We start from the raw sequence: 19,695 nt of genomic DNA on the forward strand, positions 1-19,695 counted from the left end.
TTGCCCCGACGCCTGCGACATGATCGCAGGCCCGCAGCGATCACCGGTTCTGAAGCCCCATCCGCGTGGCATGCCAGGCGGCCTCGGCGCGCGAGCCGATGCCCAGCTTGCGATAGATGATCTTGATGTAACCGGCCACCGTCGTCTCCGCGATGCCCATGATCTGCGCCACCTCACCATTGCGCAGCCCGCGTGCGATCAGGCTCAGCACCTCGCTTTCACGCTCGGTCAGATGGGCGGTGGGCTCGGCGGCCGGGCCGGTATGGCGGAAATGATCCATGATCCGCCGCGCGATCGCGGGCGACAGCGCCGGCAGGCCGTGGGAAAGCTGGCCGAGCTGATGGATCAGCACCGCCTCGGCATTCTCCTTCAACAAATACCCGTCTGCCCCGGCCGAAAGCGCGGCGACAACGCTGGCATCGTCGCCCATCACCGTCGTCACCACGCAGATCGCGGCGGAGGATTTGGCCCGCAACTGGCGCAGCACATCGAGGCCCGAGCCATCGGGCAGACCTAGATCGATCAGCGCCAGGTCGAGCGGCCGCTCGAGGAGGCGCTGTGCAGCGCGCACCGAATCCGCCCCGGAAATCGCGGCCTCGGGAAAGGCCCGCGCGGCGATGTCGCTCAGCCAGGCGCGGGTCTCGGCGATGTCCTCGACGATCAGAACATGCTTCACGGCTGGGCCTTTCTGTCGGCTGCGCTGAGCGGCAGGGTGGCGGAGAGCCTTGTCCCCTGCGCGTCGGTCTGAACCGAGAAGCTGCCCTGGCATTGCGCGACCCGCTCGCGCAGATTGACGAAGCCGTTGCCGGGCCGGATGTGGTCCGGGTCGAATCCCGACCCGTCATCGGCTAGCAGGAGCGACAGCGCCGCCTCGGCACCCGTCCCGCTGGCGGTGATGCGGATCATGGCCGTCCCGGCCCCGGCATGGCGCAGAAGATTGCTGACCCCTTCGCGCAGGAACGCCCGCAGCGTATGGGCGCGGCGCGGCGACAGGCTGACGCCGGGCGGGGCCTCGGCCTGCCAGTCGAGCGCCAGGCCCGCCGCGTCCAGATGGTCGGCAATCTCGGCGCGCAGATCGGCCAGGAGCCGCGCCAGATCCCAGCTTTCATGCGCCGGGTTGGAGATGATCTCGCGCAGATCGGACAGGGTCTGACGGATCAGCAGGTTCTTGCGCTCCACCCCGCTCGAATGCAGCGCGCTGAGCAGCAGCACCCCGATATTGTCATGCATGTCGCGATTGATGCGCCCGCGCTCGGCGTTGACTGCGTCGCGATAGGTGCGGTGCTGGTCGATGGCGCCGCCGATCACCCCGGCCAGGCGGCGGCTGGCGTTCAGATCGCGCGAGGAAAACAGCCGCCGCCCCTGCATCGCCCATTGCAGGCGGATCGCCGGCAGGTCGTCCACCGCCGGAAACACCATCCCCTCGCCCTCGCGCTCCAGCACCGCGGCCGGCCGTGCCTCCTGCAGCACGGCGACGGAGAGCGGGTCGAACCGCCTGCGCAGCAGCGTGCACAGCCGCGCGATGCGGGTATCGCGGTCCTCGGCCTGGGCGATCTCGGTGATCTCGGTGAACATCGCCTCGGCCGAGGGCGGGTTCTCGCGCCGGAGCCAGCCGGACATACGGCGGCGGACCGGCAGATAGACGATCGCGACGAGCGCAAGCGACGCGGCCAGGGCGGCGGCGTGATCCAGCGACAGCACCATCACCAGCACCGCGTCCTGCCCCAGCATCATCCCCATGCCGAGCCCGTAGAAGAGCAGCCGGAACGACCAGTCGGTCAGGTCGAATAGCCGGTACCGCATCACACCGAGGCCGAGCCCGGCATAGATCACCAGGAACAGCAGGAAAGCGGTGCTCTGCGCCAGGATCGGCGGCTGGCCGATCAGCACCGGCACGATGACCGTCAGCACGAATCCGCCCGCGCCGAGCGCGATGGACAGCCCGAACCAGCCCAGCATCGCGCGGGCGCGCGGATCGCGCCGGTTGACCCAGACCTGCACCGCTAGCGCCGCCAGCAGAACCAGCATGGCCAGCGCGACAAGACCCTGCAGCATGGGTACGAAGCGGGGCCATTGAATGAACTCCATCCAGATGATCGCGGCCGAGATCATCAGCGCGGGCAGGGCGGTCAGGGCTCCGCGCACCAGCCGGCGCGGATAGATCAGGAACAGCGTGACCATGCCGATGCCGAAGGTCATCGTGCCGATCCCGTTGATGCGGCTGGCGGTGCCGAAGACCGGCAGCGACAGCGCCAGTTCGCGGCTGCTGTACAGCGCGGCCGCCTGGGCGGCCAGGGCCAGCCCCAGACCGGCCAGCGACAGCATCCAGGCCGCCGGGTCATGCAGGCGCAGCGCCAGCACCCAGGCCCCGAACCACAGCCCGGCCAGGGCCACCAGCAATTGTGTCCAGAAGGCGATGGGCAGATCGGATAGCGGCCGCACCGGCACGGGCGTCACCACCAGGTTCATCGGGTCGGAGCCGGTGCCAGTGGCGTAAGTGATCTCGACCTCGCCGCCCGACAGCGCGCTGTGCAGCGCGGATTGCCGGGCGAAGAACCCCGACATCGCGCCGCCCGACCCCAGCATGTCCGGCTCTTCGATCAGGTCGGCGGCACGCAGCGCGACCGGCGCCCCGCGCTGCGGCGCGATCTGCAGGATCTCGGCACCGGCGGGCAGGGCGCGGGACGGCCCGGCCGGGTCCACGGACAGCGCAACCGCACGCCCGGTGTCCGGATCGCCGTGCAGGCTGACCCCCAGCCAGGGCTGGCTCAGCGCCAGCCACAGCAGCAAGGCCGCATTCAGCAGCCCCAGAATGACCGCCGTTGTCAGCACCGTTCCCGGGGCGATCAGCTTGACCACAGGCCACCTCCCGACGACCGACGCCCGCAGCATGCAGGCTAATCTTCTGATAATCATGCTATAATCATCTCCCCACCCCCTGAACAGGGGGGCGACGGGACGCGGCCCGTAGCGGAAGATAGCCCATGCCCCCGAGACGGGGCGATGACTGGAGTGAGGGAATGCGCAAGACACAGATGGCGAAGCTTTTCGCGGCGATGCTGGCGGTGACGGCCCTGGCCGGCTGCCTGGGCAGCAACAGCAGCAATAATGGCGGCGGTGGCGGCGGTGGTGGCGGCGGCGGCGGACCGAAGCCTGCCAAGCCGTCGGATTACCAGGCCGCGCTCGATGCGGTGCAGGCCGAGGCGCCCACCGGCGACATGCCGACGCGGATCAAGGCCGATTACAGCGGCCAGCTCCGCGTCGAGGGGCGGCGCACGAATTCGCCCGATCTCGTCGGCACCGCGTATGGCGACGTGAATGTGAAGGTGAACTGGACAGATGGCCAGCCGGCCAGCCAGAACCCGTTCACCGGCACGATCTCCAATATCTCCGGGACGCTGGTGCCGGGGCAGAAAGGCGACATCTCGGGCGAGCTGAAGGTCGATCCGAAGATGGGTCCGGCGATCGGGCGGGTGGTGCTGGACACCTCCAAGCTGCCGAAGATACCGGGCGTGCCGGCGGTGACCGCGGCCAGCGGTTCGGCGGCAATCCCGATGTCGGGACAGCTTCAGGTGGACGGCAAGTCCTACGACACCAACCTGACGCTGGGCGGCGCCTTCTTCGGCAAGGGCGGCAAGTCCATCACCGGGCCCGCCGTGGGCGGCATAAGGGAGGTCGGCTCCAAGAACCCGGCGCTGTTCGACGGGGCCCTGACCGGGGATTACTATCTCAAGAAGAAATGACTCCCCGCCCGATCGGCGAGGGACATCTCCGGGCCGGACGGGGTGCGACCGGCCCGGCCCGGAGACGCAGCGGGCCGGCCGGGTTGTTCCGGCTGGCCGTTGCGTTGGTGGTGACGGGGTGGATGAGCCTTCTGCCCGCCGCGGCCACGGCCGAGCCCCTGTCGCCGCCAACCGCCAGCGGCGCGGGACAGGGGCTCGGCACAGGCACATCCGATCAGGCGCAGGCGCTGCGCGAGGAAATCGCGCGCCTGGCCGCCGCGGGTCGGCTGCGGGCGATGATCCCGCTGCTCGAACGGCTTCTGAGTCTCGACCCCTCCGACGGCCCGGCGCGGCTGCAACTGGCCACCGCCCTGGCCGAGACCGGGCAGGACGACCGCGCCCGGCACCACTACCGCATGGTGCGGGGCGCGCGCGATCTGCCGCCCGAGATCCGTGACCACGTGGACGCCAGCCTCGGCGCGCTCGACCGGCGCCGGAACTGGGAAGGATATTTCCGCTTCGCCACCATCCGCGAGACCAACCCCGCCCAGCAGACCGAGGTGACCGGCTTCACCCTGGGCGGGCTGGATTACGTCATCCGCGAGGCGGATCGGGCGAAACCGGCCCAGGGGGTGGATGTCGGGCTTGGCGTCGCGCTGTTGCCGCCGCTCGCGCCGGATCTGCGCGCCCGGCTGGGCCTGCGCCTTGACGCGCAGATCTTCGACGGCGACGCCCCTGACGACGTGACCGCGCGGCTGTCCGCCGGCCTGCTGCGCTTTGCCGATCGGGGCCAGCGGTTCAGCGTCGAGATCTATGGCGCCGAGCGGCGACTCGACGACGACCCCTATACGCGGACGCGCGGGGTGGAGCTGGCCTATTCGCGGATGCTGGGGCAGCGCAGCGCCGCATATCTGCGCCTTTCCGCCGAGCGCGAGGACCATGTGGGCACGCCGTTCCATGTCGGGACCCGCGCCGCGAGCCTGACCCTGTCGCGCGTCATCAGCCCGCAATTGAGCGTTTATGGCGGGCTGCGGCTGGAAGGCCGCCAAAGCGGAGATCCGGGTCTCGCCGGCGCCGGCGCCTCGGTCAGCCTCGGCGGGCAATACCAGTTCGAGGGCGGCTACCGGCTGGGCCTGACCCTGTTCCATGAGCGCAACCGCTATGACGGCCGCCACGCGCTGTTCGGCATCCCGCGCAAGGACCGCCGCAGCATCGTGACCCTGCAGATCGGCAACAGCAACCTGTCGCTCGGAGGCTTCTCGCCCACGCTGAATCTCGGCTATGAGCGGCAGAGATCCACCATCCCGTTCAATCGCTACCGAAACCTGACCGCGTCAATCGGGCTGACGCGGGAGTTTTGATGTCTGCGGCGTGCGATTGCGCGAAAATACTCCTGTCGCGTTGCGGGATCGAAGTTGGGCTTCGGTCTGGGGCGTCTTTTCCGTCCAGGACTGCGAAGCGATGCGATGCGCAGCACCTTCGGCGGCTTCGACAGCCGGCTTGCCGTGACTGATCGGCTCTGAAAAACCCGCGAGCCGGTCGACGACGTCGATCGGGATGTCCTGCTTGCCCCAGTCCTTTTAACTCCATGCGCCGGCGACGGCCAGAATTTGACGGATTGGTGCTCTGCGATCCTACAAAGTGAATTCGGAACGGCAAAGCAGTCTTGACCTACACTCAAAATAGTAATGACCAAAATAAAAATAAGTGACGCAATGCAGGAACTCAGCAAATATTCACATCCCGCTCTTGCGGTCGATATCGTTGCCTTGTGCGTCCGGGATGCGGGACTCCACTGCCTGCTCATCCGGCGCGTGGATATTGATGTCGTTGGCGGTGACTGGGCTCTGCCCGGCGCCTTTGTTCACAAGGGGCAGCCCCTTGAAGAGGCGATTGGCCGAGCGGCGCAAACCAAGGCCGGAATAGGCGACCTTCATCTCGAACAATTGGCGGTCTACGGTGATCCGGGCCGGGACCCTCGAGGTCACGTCGTGTCGATCGCATGGCTGGCCATCGCGCCGGAAGCCGCCTTCCGAAGCCGGATGGCGGCGCGGCATGATCTGACGCTGGCGCGTGTCCAGATGGACGAGAACCATACTTTCCGTGCCATCGTGACGGATGAGGCCGGAGCCCCGATGCGACTGGCTTTTGACCATGAGGCCATTCTGGCGGATGCGGTCCGTCGGTTGCGGGCGAGAATAGAATACGGACCTGTCGGCTTTGCCTTCCTGCCGAAGCGCTTCACCCTGCGAGATGTGCAGGAGGTCCATGAGGTTGTTCTCGGACGGTCGCTGGCCAAGCCGGCTTTTCGGCGCAAGCTGCTGGATCACCATCCTCTTCGCGCGACCGGGGAGCATGAAACCGGGCACGCATTCCGACCGGCAGAATTCTATGAGCTCGACGGGGACAGCCAGTCATGACCACAGATCCCTGTCTCCACGATATCGCCGACAGGTGCAGAGGCGCCTTGATGGGACTCGCCGTGGGTGATGCGCTGGGTGCGTCGGTTGAAACCCTTGCTGAGAGCCGGTTTGCGCCGGTGACAGGCTATCTCGCGGGCGGGTCTTTCCGGCATCCGGCAGGGGCCTGGACCGATGACACAGCGATGGCCCTGTGCCTTGCAGACAGTCTGGCAGAAACGGACAGGTTTGACGCTTCGGACCTTCTGTATCGCTTCTGTCGTTGGGCAGAGCTCGGCGAAAACACTAGTACAGGAGTTTGTATCGGAGCGGGAAAGAACACATTGCGGGCTTTGGGGCAATTCCGGCGCACCGGAAGCCTCGAAGCCCCGCATTTTGGGCGCCATGGAGACGGAAACGGGGCATTGATGCGTCTTGCACCCGTTGCGATCCGTTTTCGGGATGAACCCGCGCTTGCCGTTGCCGTAGCCGCGCTTCAAAGCCGCACCAGCCATGCTTCAAAGATCTCGGAAGCCTGCTGCGCATTTGCTGCCGACCTGATGCGGCGGCTGATTCTGGGCGACCCATGGAAAGATGCCATCGATGCAGCATACGGATCCGCGAATCCGGCTGTCAGGTTGCGTCTGTCCGAAGCGTTGCTGAGTGAGAAACCGCCAAGTACCGGTTATGTCGCCGATATGCTGCAAGCCGCGATATGGGCGACTGCCGGTTGCGGTACATTTGCGGATGCGGTTTTGCTGGCGGTCAATCTTGGCGGGGATGCCGACACGATCGGCGCTGTCACAGGGCAGATCGCCGGCGCCCGCTGGGGTTATCTGGCGATTCCGCAGGAATGGAGATCCGAACTTGTCCTGGCCGACAATGTGCTGGCGGCAAGTGAAAGGCTGATCAGCCGAAGGCCAGGCGGCAGACATGGCGTCATCACAACAGGAGCCCGTGCATGAGGGATCAATTTGTCGGAGATATAGGCGACTATGCGAAGTACAGCCTGTTCAACACGCTCGCACGGGGCAGAAAAGCAGGCATCGCTTGGTATCGCACCCCGGATCAAGGCGGAACGCATGGTGGTCATGACAGCTATCTGAATGACCCGAACTGGGCGACATATGACGGAAAGATCTTTGATTGCCTGCGGAAATTGCGGGCCGATGGCGGGAGCAAAATCACCGCGATCGAGCAGGCGGGCATTCTGAACGCGCAGGCTTTTTCAGGCCGGCTACTGGAATTTGATGCGGGACCAGTTGCTGGCCGCCCGGCTTGGCGCGAGACGTGGTTTCAGGGCACGATGTCCGACCTTGCCGATTGCGATTTCGTGTTCGCGGATCCAGACAATGGCCTGTGTCCCGCCGATCGGTTTTCTCCCTCACGCAAAGAGAACCTGCGGCATATTCCGCTCGCCGAAGCCAGATGTCTCGCGGCGGGACGAACTGCGATGATCTATCACCATCACGGGCGTGTATCCAGGCTCGGTGAGATCGAAAAATGGCGAACCGCCCTTGGGCCCGAGACGGTTGCGGTTTATTTCGGCGCTTGGGGTAGCCGCAGTTTTTTCGTCGTGAACGCCGATCAGCAGATGCGTGACGCCATGACAGAATGGGCCCGCCGCTGGCCGAAAACAGAGGTCTTCGATGCCCGCTTCTGAACACGTGATTCTCAGTTGCCTGCTTGGTGGCGCCATCGGAGATGCTTTGGGGGCCGAAATCGAATTCTGGTCGCTGTCGCAGATTCGAGACCACTTTCCTGATGGCGTGCAAAATCTTCCCCCGCATGATGGCATGGTCGGTGCCATCACCGATGATACGCAGATGACCCTTTTTACTGCAGAGGGTCTGATCCGGGCAGCCGTCCGCCATGAGATGCGCGGTATCTGTCATCCCGCAGGGGTCATCCACCACGCCCTGCTGCGCTGGCTGGTGACGCAGGGGGAGGCACCGGGTGTCGATGTTGACGATGCCGGGTTGGTCCTTGATCGGCGCCTGCACGCCCGACGGGCTCCGGGAAATACCTGCCTCTCCGCTTTGGGCGCGGCCCGGCAGTTTGGAGTTGCCGCACGCAATGGCTCCAAAGGCTGCGGCACGATCATGCGGGTGGCGCCGACGGCATTCGCTGCTTCCGAGCAGGTTCGTGATCTGGCAATGGAGACATCGGCGCTCACGCATGGTCATCTCACCGGACAGGAGGCCGCCGCGGCCTGGGCGTTGATCTTGGCAGATCTGGCGCAGGGCGTGGATCTCGAGGTTGCGGCACGTCGGCAGGAAGGCGCTTTCGGCCCTGAGACGACAAGAGCCCTTGTTGCGGCGCGAACGGCTCCCCGCGACGCAAGGGCGGAAACCGTGGAAACTCTGGGCGGTGGCTGGGTTGCAGAGGAGGCCCTCGCCATCGCACTTTATGCCTGCCTTTGCGCATGCGATTTCCAGAACGGGCTTCAGATTGCGGTGACGCATGGGGGCGACAGCGATTCAACAGGTGCGATTGCCGGGAATGGCCTGGGACTGCTGTTTCCCGAGCAGGTTCAGAACCACCCCTGGGCAAGTCAGGTGGAATGTCGCGATCTCATAAGCGATATCTCTCGTGATCTTGCGCTGGCGATGTCGGGCAGAGCTGCCGAATTGGCCGAAAGATACCCGGGGCACTGAGCGTGGACATCTCCATCTATGGGCATGGACCTGGCGAATTTAATCGCGGAATTCTTTGATCCAGCCTTGATCAGAACCCAATTGTCATATGCCCTGTTTACCGGATTTGGTCCGCTAGGGTCTGGACCCGTCCGTTGTCAGGGTCAGAAGAGGGAGGCCACGGCGAGAGCGATCGCCGGGAAGACAGTTTCCGGGCATCAGTCTTACCGTGTCGCCAGGCGTCTCCAGTCTTTGAGCTTCCCGCACATGATCTCGATCCGGATGCGGCGTTTTCCGCCGACGTGTCGGCTCACTTGCGTGTCGCCTCAATCACGCTGTCGGTGTGCAGCGACAGCGAAACGAATTTTCGCGGTTCGACTGCCGCATATCGGGCCGGGACCCGCTTGTAGAGCGAGAGCTGACCACGCTTGCCGCGTTTCTCAGGGCCATGCAGGCCCCCTATCTCATGGGCTGACTGGGACGAAGAATGCAGTCCGAATTGCATAGCGACAGTGAGTATTTGCGATCTAACGCGAACTCACTTACCAGCGATTTCAATGGTTTGGGTCGCGGCACAGCAGCGAGAATGGCGGAGACGAAGGGATTCGAACCCTCGATACCATCTCTGGTATACTCCCTTAGCAGGGGAGCGCCTTCGACCACTCGGCCACGTCTCCGCCGACGCGTTTAGCAGTGGCGCGCGACCGATCACAAGGGGAAAATCGTCCTGGATGGCCAAACCGCGCTCAGGCGACGCGGATCAGCAGGGCGACGCCGGCCATGATCAGCGCCATGCCGGCCAGTTGGCGTGCGGTCGCGCCTTCGCGGAACAGCCGGGCGGAAAGGATCTGGGCGAAGATCACCTCGATCAGGGCCAGGGTGCGGACATTGGCGGCGGCGGTGAGCGCGAAGCCGATGAACCAGAACAGCGAGGCGAAGGCGCCGAGCGCGCCGGCGGCGAGCGAGGGGCGGCAGTGCCGCGCGATGCCCGCGAGTGCGGCCCGGTCGCGCCAGCCGAGCCAGGCCAGCATGGCAAGTGATTGCAGGGCGAGGGCGATCACCAGCACGACGGCGGAGCGGATCAGGGCGGGGGCGTCGGGCAGGCTGAGGATGGCGCCGCGAAACCCGATGGCGGACAGGCCGAACAGCGCGCCCGCGATGATGCCCGTGGCGATGCTGGCGAGGCGTGCCCGCTGCCATTGCGCGCCCGACATCAGCATCACCCCCAGCGTGGTCAGCAGGATCGCGGCCAGGCGCGGCGGGCCGAGCGGTTCGGACAGGAGCAGCGCGCCGAACAGGGCCAGCGTCACCGGCTCGGTCTTGGTCAGCGCGGTGGCGACGCCGAAGCCCTGACCGCGCATGGTGGCCAGCATGAAGGCAGTCGCGGCGATCTGGCTGAGCGCGCCGAGCGCGGACCAGGCCCAGGTCGCTGACTCCGGCGCGGGCAGGGGGGTGCGGGCCGACAGGATCACAAGGAACAGCGCGGCGAAGGGCAGGCCGAACAGGAAGCGCACGGCGGTGGCGCCGATCGTGCCGATCTCGGCGGTCAGCCCGGCCTGCGCGGCATTGCGCCCGGTCTGGGCAAGCGCCGCGATCAGCGTGGCCGCGACCCACATGGGGCTATCGCGCCCGGACGGTTTCGACCATCAGCGCGACATGTTCGGGATCTGCATCGGGGGTGATGCCATGACCAAGATTGAAGATATGCGGCCCGGCCCGGAAGGCTTCGACAATGGCGCGGGTCTCCTCGATCAGCGCCTGCCCGCCGGTGACCATGTGGCCGGGGGCGAGATTGCCCTGCACGCAGCCATCGGTCTGGACTTGGGCTGCTGCCCATCCTGCATCCACGGAGTTGTCGAGCGCGACGCAATCCGCGCCGGTCGCTCGGGCAAAGCCTGCATATCTGTCCTTCGCCTCGCGCGGGAAGGCGATGACCGGGACGCCCGGATGGCGCTGCTTGAGTGCCGCGATGATCTGCCGGGCGGGGGCAACGCAGAACGCGTCGAAATCCGCGCCTTGAAGGCTGCCGGCCCAACTGTCGAAGAGCTTGACCACCTCGGCCCCGGCCTCGATCTGGGCCGAGAGATATTCGATCGTCGCCTCGGTGATGCGGTCGATCAGCGCAGAAAACGCAGCGCGATCCGCCTGCTTGAAGGCGTGGGCCGGGCCCTGATCCCTGGTGCCGCGCCCGGCGATCATGTAGGTGGCCACCGTCCAGGGCGCGCCGGCAAATCCGATCAAAGTGGTCTCGGAGGGCAATTCGCGCGACAGGATGCGGACCGTTTCATAGATCGGACCCAACGTCTCATGCACCGCGTCCGCGGGCTTCAGCGCCGCAACACCCCCGGCATCAGTGATGGTGGAGAGACGCGGCCCCTCGCCGGTGACGAACCACAGATCCGCGCCGAGCGCCTGCGGCACCAGCAGGATATCGGCAAACAGGATGGCGGCGTCGAAGCCGTAGCGGCGGATCGGCTGCAACGTCACCTCGGCCGCGAGATCCGGCGTGTAGCACAGCGACAGGAAATCGCCCGCCTTGGCCCGCGTGGCGCGGTATTCGGGCAAATAGCGGCCGGCCTGACGCATCATCCAGATCGGCGGGGTCGGCAGTGTCTCGCCGGCAAGTGCGCGCAGGATCGTCTTGGTCATCGGAGCCTCTCTTTCTCAGGGCCGTTCAACGCAGCCGGCCCGGCATTGTCAAGGCGAGCCGCCGCCGTTATGGCAGGCGGATGTTTGACTGGCCCAATCCCCAAGACACGCTGAAGATCGGCACGCGCGGCTCGCCCTTGGCACTGGCACAGGCCGCAGAGACGCGCGACCGGCTGATGATGGCGCACGGTCTGCCGCGCGACGCCTTCGAGATCGTGGCGATCAAGACCACCGGCGACCGCATCCAGGACCGGCCCTTGCAGGCGATCGGCGGGAAGGGGCTGTTCACCCGCGAGATCGAGGATGCGCTGCTGGACCGGCGGATCGACATCGCAGTGCATTCGATGAAGGACATGCCGGTGCTGCAGCCCGACGGGCTGGTCATCGATTGCTACCTGCCGCGCGAGGATGTGCGCGACGCCTTCGTCAGCCTGGACCATGGTGGCATCGCCGATCTGCCGCAGGGGGCGGTGGTCGGCAGTTCCTCGATGCGGCGGCGCGCGCAACTGGCCCATCGCCGCCCGGATCTGCAGCTCGTCGAATTTCGTGGCAATGTGCAGACCCGGATGCGCAAGCTGCGCGAGGGGGTGGCGCAGGCGACGTTTCTGGCCATGGCGGGGCTGAACCGGCTGGGCCGGCCCGAACTGGCGCGCGGCCCGATTGCGCCCGAAGAGATGCTGCCCGCCATCGCGCAGGGCGCCATCGGGGTGGAGCGGCGGCGCGAGGACAGCCGCATGGCGGCGCTGCTCGACCCGGTCAGCGATGCCGACACGGTGCTGCGCGTGGCGGCGGAGCGGGCGTTTCTGGCCGCGCTCGACGGCTCCTGCGAGACGCCGATTGCCGGGCTGGCGGAGTTGAGCGGGGACCGGCTGCATCTGCGCGGAGAGATCCTGCTGCCCGACGGCTCGCAATGTTTCAGCGGCGCGCGCGAGGGGCTGGCGGTGGACGGCCCGGCCATGGGCCGCGACCTGGCGGAGGAGCTGCTGGCGCGCGCGCCCGAAGGCTTCTTCGAACTGATCGGCATCAGCCCGCATCGCGGCTCGCCACCGGGGGGCTGATGGGACGCACACAGGGTTCCCGCGCCGAGGTCACAGGACCGCTGATCCGCGACGCGGCGCGGCGGCTGTTCGCGCGGCATGGCTATGCGGCCGTGTCGATGCGCCAGATCGCGGCCGAGGTCGGGGTGCAGGTCGGCACGCTCTACGCCTATACCGCCGACAAGCAGGCCTTGCTGGCCGATCTGTTGCGCGAGCATATGCAGGATCTGCTGGCAAGCTGGCAGGATGACCCCGATCTGCCGCCGCCTGCGCGGCTCGACCGCTTCGTGCGCTTCCATATCGACACCAGCCTGGATCACGCCGACGGGGTGTTTCTGTCCTATATGGAGCTGCGCAACCTGACCCCGGACAATCATGCCGAGATCACTGGATTGCGTCGCGATTACGAGAATGCGCTCCAGCATATCCTCGATGCCGGTGTGGCGGCGGGCGCGATGCGGATCGCGGATGCGCGGCTGACGACGATGGCGCTGATCGCCATGCTGACCGGGGTGACGAACTGGTACCGGGCCGGGGGCCGGCTGGACCGAGATGCGCTGCACGCCCATTACTGCGCCTTGGTGCGCGGCGCGGTCGGCGCCTAAGCCTCTTGCCGGAACCGGCAGGGCGTCCGATATTAACGGCCATGTCGATCTCTCCCGCCTTCCTGGATGAGCTGCGCAACCGAGTTCCGGTCAGCCGGATCGTCGGGCGCAAGGTCACCTGGGATCTGCGCCGCTCAAACCAGGCCAAGGGGGACTGGTGGGCGCCGTGCCCGTTTCACGGCGAAAAGACCGCCTCCTTCCATGTCGATGACCAGAAGGGGTTCTATTATTGCTTCGGCTGCCACGCCAAGGGCGATGCGCTGAGCTTCCTGCGCGACTCCGACGGGCTCGACTTCATCGAGGCGGTGAAGGTCATGGCGCAGGAGGCCGGGCTGCCCATGCCCGAGCGTGACCCGGCCGCGGCGAAACGCGCCGACCGCCGCAGCGTGCTGGTCGATGCGATGGAGGCGGCGACGCGGCATTACCGGATGCAGCTTGCGACCGGGCAGGGGGCGGATGCGCGCGACTACCTGGCGCGGCGCGGGCTGGATCAGGCCGGCATTGACCGGTTCGAGCTGGGCTTCGCCGCCGACGCCCGGCAGGGGTTGTTCACCGCGCTGCGCGACAAGGGCATCGCGCAGGATGTGCTTGACGAGGCCGGGCTGGTGATCGTGCCCGACGATGGCGGCGCGCCCTATGACCGGTTCCGCGGCCGCATCATCTTTCCCATCCGCGACGCGCGCGGCAGGGTGATCGCCTTTGGCGGCCGCGCGATGGATCCGAATGCGCGGGCCAAATATCTCAACAGCCCGGAGACCCCGCTCTTCGACAAGGGGCGCAATCTCTACAATATCGGCCCGGCGCGGACGGCGGTGGGCAAGGGCGTGCCGCTGATCGTGGCCGAGGGCTACATGGACGTGATCGCGCTGGCACTTGCCGGGTTCGAGGGGGCGGTGGCGCCCCTGGGCACGGCCATCACCGAGGATCAGTTGCGCCTGATGTGGCGGATCAGCCCCGAGCCGGTCATCATGCTGGATGGCGACGCGGCCGGGCAGCGCGCGGCACGGCGGCTGATCGACCTGGCCTTGCCGATGGCCGGACCCGGTCAGGCGCTGCGCTTCGCGGTGCTGCCTGCGGGGCACGATCCCGACGATCTGCTCCGTGCGCACGGGCGCGGCGCCCTGCAATCCGTGCTGAGCGAAGCGCGCCCGCTGGTCGATCTACTCTGGGAGCGCGAGATCGAGGGGCGGGAATTCGACAGCCCCGAGCGGCGGGCGACGCTGGACGCCAATCTGCGCAAGGCCATCGCGCAGATCCCCGACGAGGCGACGCGCAACCACTACGCCACGGCCCTGCGCGAGCGCCGCTATGCGCTCTTCGGCGGCCGTCGCGGGGCAGGGCGGCTGATGCCCGGCCCGCGCGAGCGCAGCGGGGCACAGGCGGGCGCGCCGCGCGCCCAGACCCGCGCCACGCCGCTGGGTCAGCAGGATGCGGGCGATGTAATGCTGGAGGTAATGGCGCTGGCGATCTGCGCGACCTATCCCGGCCTGGCTGCATCGGTCGAATCGCGGCTCGAACTGCTGGCCCCCGCCGATCCCGACCGCGCGGCGTTGTGCCATGATCTGCTCACCGGCAGCGACAGCGCCGCCGGCCGCGCCGCCCTGGCCCGGATCATGGCGGATCGCTATGTCCGCGCGACGCGGTTGATCCGCGAGCCTGGCGATGCCGACAAGGCGGCGGCGGTGCTGGCCAATATCCTCGACAAGATCGAGGCGAGGCGCATGGAGTTTTCGGAGCTGTCGCGCGCCGAGGCGGAGATCCAGGGGCTCGTCGATGAGGGGCTGACCTGGCGGATGAGCGAATCGGCCCGCGCCCGGCACCGCTCCGAGCGCCCCGAGATCGAGGACACGACCGATCTGAACGAGGATCGCGACGCGCTTTCAGCCAGGCTGGCTGCGTTTTTCGACAAGTTGCCCGGCAAGACGCGCCGGTAATCGGGGTGATTCGCTCCGTGCCGGGCCGCCGCCGAATCGGCAGCACTTTGAACCGGCTCGCATCTTGTCTTAAACACGTCGAAGCCCCACATGATTCGGATCATTCCGAATCACCACCCTGACAGGATGCCCATGGCCGCCAAGGACGACGACACCTCCCGCGACGACAGCCAGGACAGCGCCCACTCGCTCGACATCAGCCAGGCCGCGGTCAAGAAGATGATCACGGAAGCGAAGGAGCGCGGCTATATCACCTATGACCAGCTCAACGCGGTGCTGCCGCCCGAGCAGGTCAGTTCCGACCAGATCGAGGACGTGATGTCGATGCTGTCGGAGATGGGTATCCAGGTCGTCGAGAACGAGGAAGAGGGCGAGGACAGCGAGACCGGCGGCGAAGTTGTCACCACCTCCACCTCGCGCGAGGTCGCGGTTGCCACCTCGGAGACCGAGAAGCTGGACCGCACCGACGATCCGGTGCGGATGTATCTGCGCGAGATGGGCTCGGTCGAACTGCTCTCGCGCGAGGGCGAGATTGCCATCGCCAAGCGGATCGAGGCGGGGCGCAACACCATGATCGCCGGGCTGTGCGAAAGCCCGCTGACCTTCAAGGCCATCACCATGTGGCGCCAGGAGCTTCTGGAAGAGGACATCCTGCTGCGCGATGTCATCGACCTGGAAACCACCTTCGGCCAGTCTATGGAGGAGGACGAGGACGAGGCGCTGACGCCGGGTGCTGCCGCGCCGGTGGCGCAGGGCAACGGCGCGGCTGCCCAGACATCGCAGACCGAACGCCAGCCGGAAACCGACGCCGACGGCAACCCGATGCAGTCGGATGACGATGACGAGGATGACGGCGCCAACCTGTCGCTCGCCGCGATGGAAGCCAGCCTGAAGCCGCAGGTTCTCGAAACGCTGGAAGCCATTGCGCGCGATTACGAAGAACTCGCCCATATGCAGGATCAGCGCATGTCGGCGACGCTGAACGAGGATGGCAGCTTCTCGACCAAGGATGAGAGCGCCTATCAGAAGCTGCGCAGCGAAATCGTCGTGATGGTGAACTCGCTTCATCTTCACAACAACCGGATCGAGGCGCTTGTCGATCAGCTTTACGGCATCAACCGCCGCATCGTGACCATCGATTCCGGCATGGTGAAGCTGGCCGATGCCGCGCGCATCAACCGGCGCGAATTCGTCGATGCCTATCGCGGCTCGGAACTGGATCCGGCCTGGATCGACCGCATGTCCGAGAACAAGGGACGCGGCTGGCAGGCCCTATTCGAGCGCAGCATGTCGAATGTCGAGAAGCTGCGCGGCGACATGGCCGAGGTCGGGCAATATGTCGGCGTCGACATCGAGGAATTCCGCCGCATAGTAAATCAGGTGCAGCGCGGCGAGAAAGAGGCGCGTCAGGCCAAGAAGGAAATGGTCGAGGCCAATCTGCGGCTGGTGATCTCGATTGCCAAGAAATACACCAATCGCGGGCTGCAATTCCTTGATCTGATCCAGGAAGGCAATATCGGGCTGATGAAGGCGGTCGATAAGTTCGAATACCGCCGGGGCTATAAATTCAGCACATATGCAACCTGGTGGATCCGGCAGGCCATCACCCGGTCCATCGCCGATCAGGCCCGCACCATCCGCATCCCGGTCCACATGATCGAGACGATCAACAAGCTGGTGCGGACCGGCCGCCAGATGCTGCACGAGATCGGCCGCGAGCCGACGCCGGAGGAACTGGCCGAGAAGCTGCAGATGCCGCTGGAAAAGGTCCGCAAGGTGATGAAGATCGCCAAGGAGCCGATCAGCCTGGAAACCCCGATCGGGGACGAGGAGGACAGCCAGCTCGGCGATTTCATCGAGGACAAGAACGCGGTTCTGCCGCTGGACAGTGCTATTCAGGAAAACCTGAAGGAAACCACGACCCGCGTGCTCGCCAGCCTGACCCCGCGCGAGGAACGGGTTTTGCGGATGCGCTTCGGCATCGGCATGAACACCGACCATACGCTGGAAGAGGTCGGCCAGCAGTTCAGCGTCACCCGCGAGCGCATCCGCCAGATCGAGGCGAAGGCGCTGCGCAAGCTGAAACACCCCTCGCGATCGCGCAAGTTGCGCAGCTTCCTGGATCAATGAGATTTAATAATTCCTAATCCGGGCAAATAACCTGTTGCGTCGGCTTGGAAATTCGCCCTAGCGTAACACTGTTTACACTGTGGACTTGGACCTATGGCGCTTGCTCATCTCTTGTATCGCAGTTCTGGTAGGCTCGATCGGTTTGGATCGGATTGTGCGGCGATTCTGCAGACCGCGAGGCGGCGGAACGGATCGCTTGGATTGACCGGCTTTCTGCATGCCGAGGACGGGATTTTCGTGCAGTGGCTGGAAGGGCCGGAGGAGTCGGTCGAGGAGGTGTCGCAGAGCATCCTCGCCGACAAGCGGCATCGTGACATCGCCGTGTTCAGCCGTGGCCCCATCGACGCGCGGCAATTCCCCGACTGGACGATGGGATATTCCGACGGCGACCAGGCGTTGCTGTTCGATTTTCTGGCCGAACGCGGCACGAACTCGCATGACCTGCGCGGCTATGCCGATTGCCTGCATCAGTTTTTGCTGCTGCGCGCGGCCTGACGGCGCGATCCGCCCTGACGCTTTTCCTGACCGGCTTGCGGCGACGCCGCTTATCGGCTAGGTACAAAACAAGAACGAATGCGGGGACGGATGATCGAGCAGTTGCGCGCCCAATTGGCGGTTTGGCTGGCCGATCCGGCCGTGGCGGGATGGTGTCTGGCGAGGGCTGCGCTGCTGGCGCTGATCCTGCTCTGGCTTTTCCTGCGCAGCCGGCGGCGCCTCGCCGCGTCGCGCAATGAGGCCGAGGCGCTCACCCGAGAGATCGCGCAGCACGTGGCGGAGCGTGACCGGCAATCCGCCGCGCTTGCCGATCTTCAGACCCGTCTCGACGGCCAGGCCGACCTGGCCCGCAGCGAAGGTCTGCGCGCCTCGCAGGCCGAAACCCGGCTGGAGGCGCGCGGTGCCCGGCTTTCCGAGATGACCGAGGAGCGCGACGGGCTGAATGACGCGCTCCACACCGTCCGGCAGCGCGTGGCCGATCTGCAATCCGAACTGGCCCAGACCCGGCTTGCCGCCGAAAAGGACCGTGAGCGGGCCGCGCATGACATTCAGCAGCTTCGCGAGCTGCGCGAGGAGATGACCGGCCAGTTCCGCCTGATGGCCAACGAGACGCTGCGGGTGCAGGGGGCGGACATGCAGAAGCTGCAGGGCGAACAGCTCGGCGCGCTGCTGACACCGTTCCGCGAACAGGTTCAGCATTTCCAGCGTGAGCTGCGCGACCGCAACCGCATCCTCGACGAAGAGGGCGCGCGGCTGCGCGACCAGATCGCCAATCTCGGCACCGAGGCCAGTGCGCTGACCCGTGCGCTGAAGGGTGACAAGCAGAAACAGGGTGCCTGGGGGGAGATGATCCTGGAGCGCATCCTGGAGGAATCCGGGTTGGAACGGGGCCTGCACTACGATCTCCAGGCAAGCTGGACCGATGAGGACGGCAAGAGCTGGCGGCCCGACGTGATCGTAAAGATGCCGCAGAAGAAGCTGCTGGTGGTGGACAGCAAGGTTTCGCTGGTGGCTTACGAACAGGCGGTGAATGCCGAGGACGAGGCCGGGCGCGCCCTGGCGCTGAAACGGCATGTCGAGGCGGTCCGCACCCATATCAACACGCTCTCCGCCAAGGGCTATGACCGGATGGATGACGGCGCGGTGGATTACGTGCTGATGTTCATCCCCATCGAGGGCGCGTTTTCCGAGGCGCTGCGGGTCGATCCGAAACTGGCCAGCTACGCGATGGAACGCCGCGTCGGGCTGACCACGCCGACCACGCTGATGCTGACGCTGCGCACGGTGGAGCATATCTGGATGGTGGAGCGCCGCGAATCCAATGCGCTCGAGATCGCGAAACGCGCCGGCGCGGTCTATGACAAGGTCGCGGGCTTCGTCGATGCGATTGACGATGTGGGCAAGGCGCTCGACCGCGCGACGGGGGCGCATCGCACCGCTGTCGACCGGCTGTCACGCGGGCAGGGTAACGTGATCCGGCAGGTCGAGATGCTGCGCGAACTTGGCGCGCGCGCTCAGAAGCGGATTGCGATGGACCATGACAAGAGCGATGCCTTGCCCCCGCCCGACGAGGACTGAGCGATGATCGACATCGTGCTGGTGGACACGAACGGACCGGGCCTGCACGAGATCACCGCCGAGCTGGCGCGCTTCGTCGGCGGGAAGGGCGACGGGGTGCTGACCGCGATGATCCGGCACAGCTCGGCCAGCCTGCTGGTGCAGGAGAATGCCGACCCGGATGTGCAGCATGATCTGCTGGGCTGGCTCGACCGGCTCGTGCCGCAGGCGGATGATGCGCGCATGGGCTGGATCACGCATCGCGTTGAGGGACCCGACGACATGCCGGCCCATATCAAGGCCGCGATGCTGCCGGTGTCGCTGTCGATTCCGGTGCGCGGCGGGCGCATCCTGCTGGGTCGCTGGCAGGGCGTCTATGTCGTGGAGCATCGCGCCATGCCGCATCGCCGCGAGGTGGCCCTGGCCTTCACCCGCGTCTGACCCTGCCTATCTGGTGGCCGGTCCTTCTGCGGCCACAAACCCTGTTGCGCTTTGGGCCGTGCTTGTGGATAAGTTGGGGGTGAAAGCCAG

Annotated in this window: 17 protein-coding genes and 1 tRNA gene; 13 read left to right on the forward strand and 5 right to left on the reverse strand. The window is 66.2% G+C overall.

The window, feature by feature from the left end; translation table 11 throughout:
* Positions 1–40 precede the first annotated feature (40 nt).
* The gene (locus BLT73_RS05005; RefSeq protein ID WP_090521458.1) at positions 41–676 is read right to left on the reverse strand and encodes a LuxR C-terminal-related transcriptional regulator; all 636 of its coding nucleotides are present in this window, start codon (positions 674–676) and stop codon (positions 41–43) included.
* Complete coding sequence (locus BLT73_RS05010) at positions 673–2,892, reverse strand: sensor histidine kinase (protein WP_090521460.1); 2,220 nt, start codon at positions 2,890–2,892, stop codon at positions 673–675. The genes BLT73_RS05005 and BLT73_RS05010 overlap by 4 nt, the downstream gene beginning before the upstream one ends.
* A 143-nt stretch (positions 2,893–3,035) precedes the next feature.
* Here BLT73_RS05010 and BLT73_RS05015 point away from each other — a divergent pair, with 143 nt between their 5' ends.
* From BLT73_RS05015 to BLT73_RS05045, 6 genes are all read left to right on the forward strand, one after another.
* Positions 3,036–3,743 (forward strand): hypothetical protein, encoded by a 708-nt coding sequence (locus BLT73_RS05015; RefSeq protein WP_176804917.1) that lies wholly within the window; start codon positions 3,036–3,038, stop codon positions 3,741–3,743.
* A 122-nt stretch (positions 3,744–3,865) separates the two neighbouring features.
* Positions 3,866–5,083 (forward strand): surface lipoprotein assembly modifier, encoded by a 1,218-nt coding sequence (locus BLT73_RS05020; RefSeq protein WP_176804919.1) that lies wholly within the window; start codon positions 3,866–3,868, stop codon positions 5,081–5,083.
* 354 nt (positions 5,084–5,437) lie between these two features.
* Complete coding sequence (locus BLT73_RS16965; RefSeq protein WP_143025625.1) at positions 5,438–6,142, forward strand: NUDIX hydrolase; 705 nt, start codon at positions 5,438–5,440, stop codon at positions 6,140–6,142.
* Between the two features lie 50 nt (positions 6,143–6,192).
* Complete coding sequence (locus BLT73_RS05035; RefSeq protein ID WP_176804921.1) at positions 6,193–7,086, forward strand: ADP-ribosylglycohydrolase family protein; 894 nt, start codon at positions 6,193–6,195, stop codon at positions 7,084–7,086.
* Positions 7,083–7,784, forward strand: coding sequence for a hypothetical protein (locus BLT73_RS05040; RefSeq protein WP_090521471.1), 702 nt, complete (start codon positions 7,083–7,085; stop codon positions 7,782–7,784). Before BLT73_RS05035 ends, BLT73_RS05040 begins: the two co-directional genes overlap by 4 nt.
* On the forward strand, positions 7,771–8,778 hold the full coding sequence (locus BLT73_RS05045; RefSeq protein WP_090521473.1) for an ADP-ribosylglycohydrolase family protein: 1,008 nt from the start codon (positions 7,771–7,773) through the stop codon (positions 8,776–8,778). Before BLT73_RS05040 ends, BLT73_RS05045 begins: the two co-directional genes overlap by 14 nt.
* 566 nt (positions 8,779–9,344) lie before the next feature.
* Here BLT73_RS05045 and BLT73_RS05050 read toward each other — a convergent pair.
* The 3 genes from BLT73_RS05050 to hemE all read right to left on the reverse strand — a co-directional run bounded on the left by BLT73_RS05050 (position 9,345) and on the right by hemE (position 11,406).
* A tRNA-Ser gene (locus tag BLT73_RS05050) sits at positions 9,345–9,434 on the reverse strand.
* Between the two features lie 69 nt (positions 9,435–9,503).
* Complete coding sequence (locus BLT73_RS05055) at positions 9,504–10,373, reverse strand: DMT family transporter (protein ID WP_090521475.1); 870 nt, start codon at positions 10,371–10,373, stop codon at positions 9,504–9,506.
* A 4-nt stretch (positions 10,374–10,377) separates the two neighbouring features.
* Positions 10,378–11,406, reverse strand: a complete 1,029-nt coding sequence (gene hemE, locus BLT73_RS05060) for a uroporphyrinogen decarboxylase (protein ID WP_090521477.1) — start codon at positions 11,404–11,406, stop codon at positions 10,378–10,380.
* 80 nt (positions 11,407–11,486) lie between these two features.
* Between hemE and hemC the strand changes: the two genes are divergently transcribed.
* The 7 genes from hemC to BLT73_RS05095 all read left to right on the forward strand — a co-directional run bounded on the left by hemC (position 11,487) and on the right by BLT73_RS05095 (position 19,605).
* The gene (gene hemC, locus BLT73_RS05065; protein WP_090521479.1) at positions 11,487–12,464 is read left to right on the forward strand and encodes a hydroxymethylbilane synthase; all 978 of its coding nucleotides are present in this window, start codon (positions 11,487–11,489) and stop codon (positions 12,462–12,464) included.
* A complete protein-coding gene (locus BLT73_RS05070) occupies positions 12,464–13,048 on the forward strand; it encodes a TetR/AcrR family transcriptional regulator (RefSeq protein ID WP_090521481.1) in 585 nt (194 codons plus the stop codon). The genes hemC and BLT73_RS05070 overlap by 1 nt, the downstream gene beginning before the upstream one ends.
* A gap of 41 nt (positions 13,049–13,089) precedes the next feature.
* A complete protein-coding gene (gene dnaG / locus BLT73_RS05075) occupies positions 13,090–14,982 on the forward strand; it encodes a DNA primase (RefSeq protein WP_090521482.1) in 1,893 nt (630 codons plus the stop codon).
* A 132-nt stretch (positions 14,983–15,114) separates the two neighbouring features.
* A complete protein-coding gene (gene rpoD, locus BLT73_RS05080; RefSeq protein WP_090521484.1) occupies positions 15,115–17,112 on the forward strand; it encodes an RNA polymerase sigma factor RpoD in 1,998 nt (665 codons plus the stop codon).
* A gap of 93 nt (positions 17,113–17,205) precedes the next feature.
* Positions 17,206–17,607 (forward strand): BLUF domain-containing protein, encoded by a 402-nt coding sequence (locus BLT73_RS05085; protein WP_090521485.1) that lies wholly within the window; start codon positions 17,206–17,208, stop codon positions 17,605–17,607.
* A gap of 78 nt (positions 17,608–17,685) precedes the next feature.
* The gene (locus BLT73_RS05090; RefSeq protein ID WP_245727080.1) at positions 17,686–19,185 is read left to right on the forward strand and encodes a DNA recombination protein RmuC; all 1,500 of its coding nucleotides are present in this window, start codon (positions 17,686–17,688) and stop codon (positions 19,183–19,185) included.
* A 3-nt stretch (positions 19,186–19,188) separates the two neighbouring features.
* Entirely contained in the window at positions 19,189–19,605 is a 417-nt protein-coding gene (locus BLT73_RS05095; protein WP_090521487.1) for a secondary thiamine-phosphate synthase enzyme YjbQ, read from the forward strand.
* Positions 19,606–19,695 lie beyond the last annotated feature (90 nt).

The organism is Paracoccus isoporae (assembly GCF_900101865.1).
In the GTDB taxonomy this organism is placed as follows: Bacteria; Pseudomonadota; Alphaproteobacteria; order Rhodobacterales; family Rhodobacteraceae; genus Paracoccus; species Paracoccus isoporae.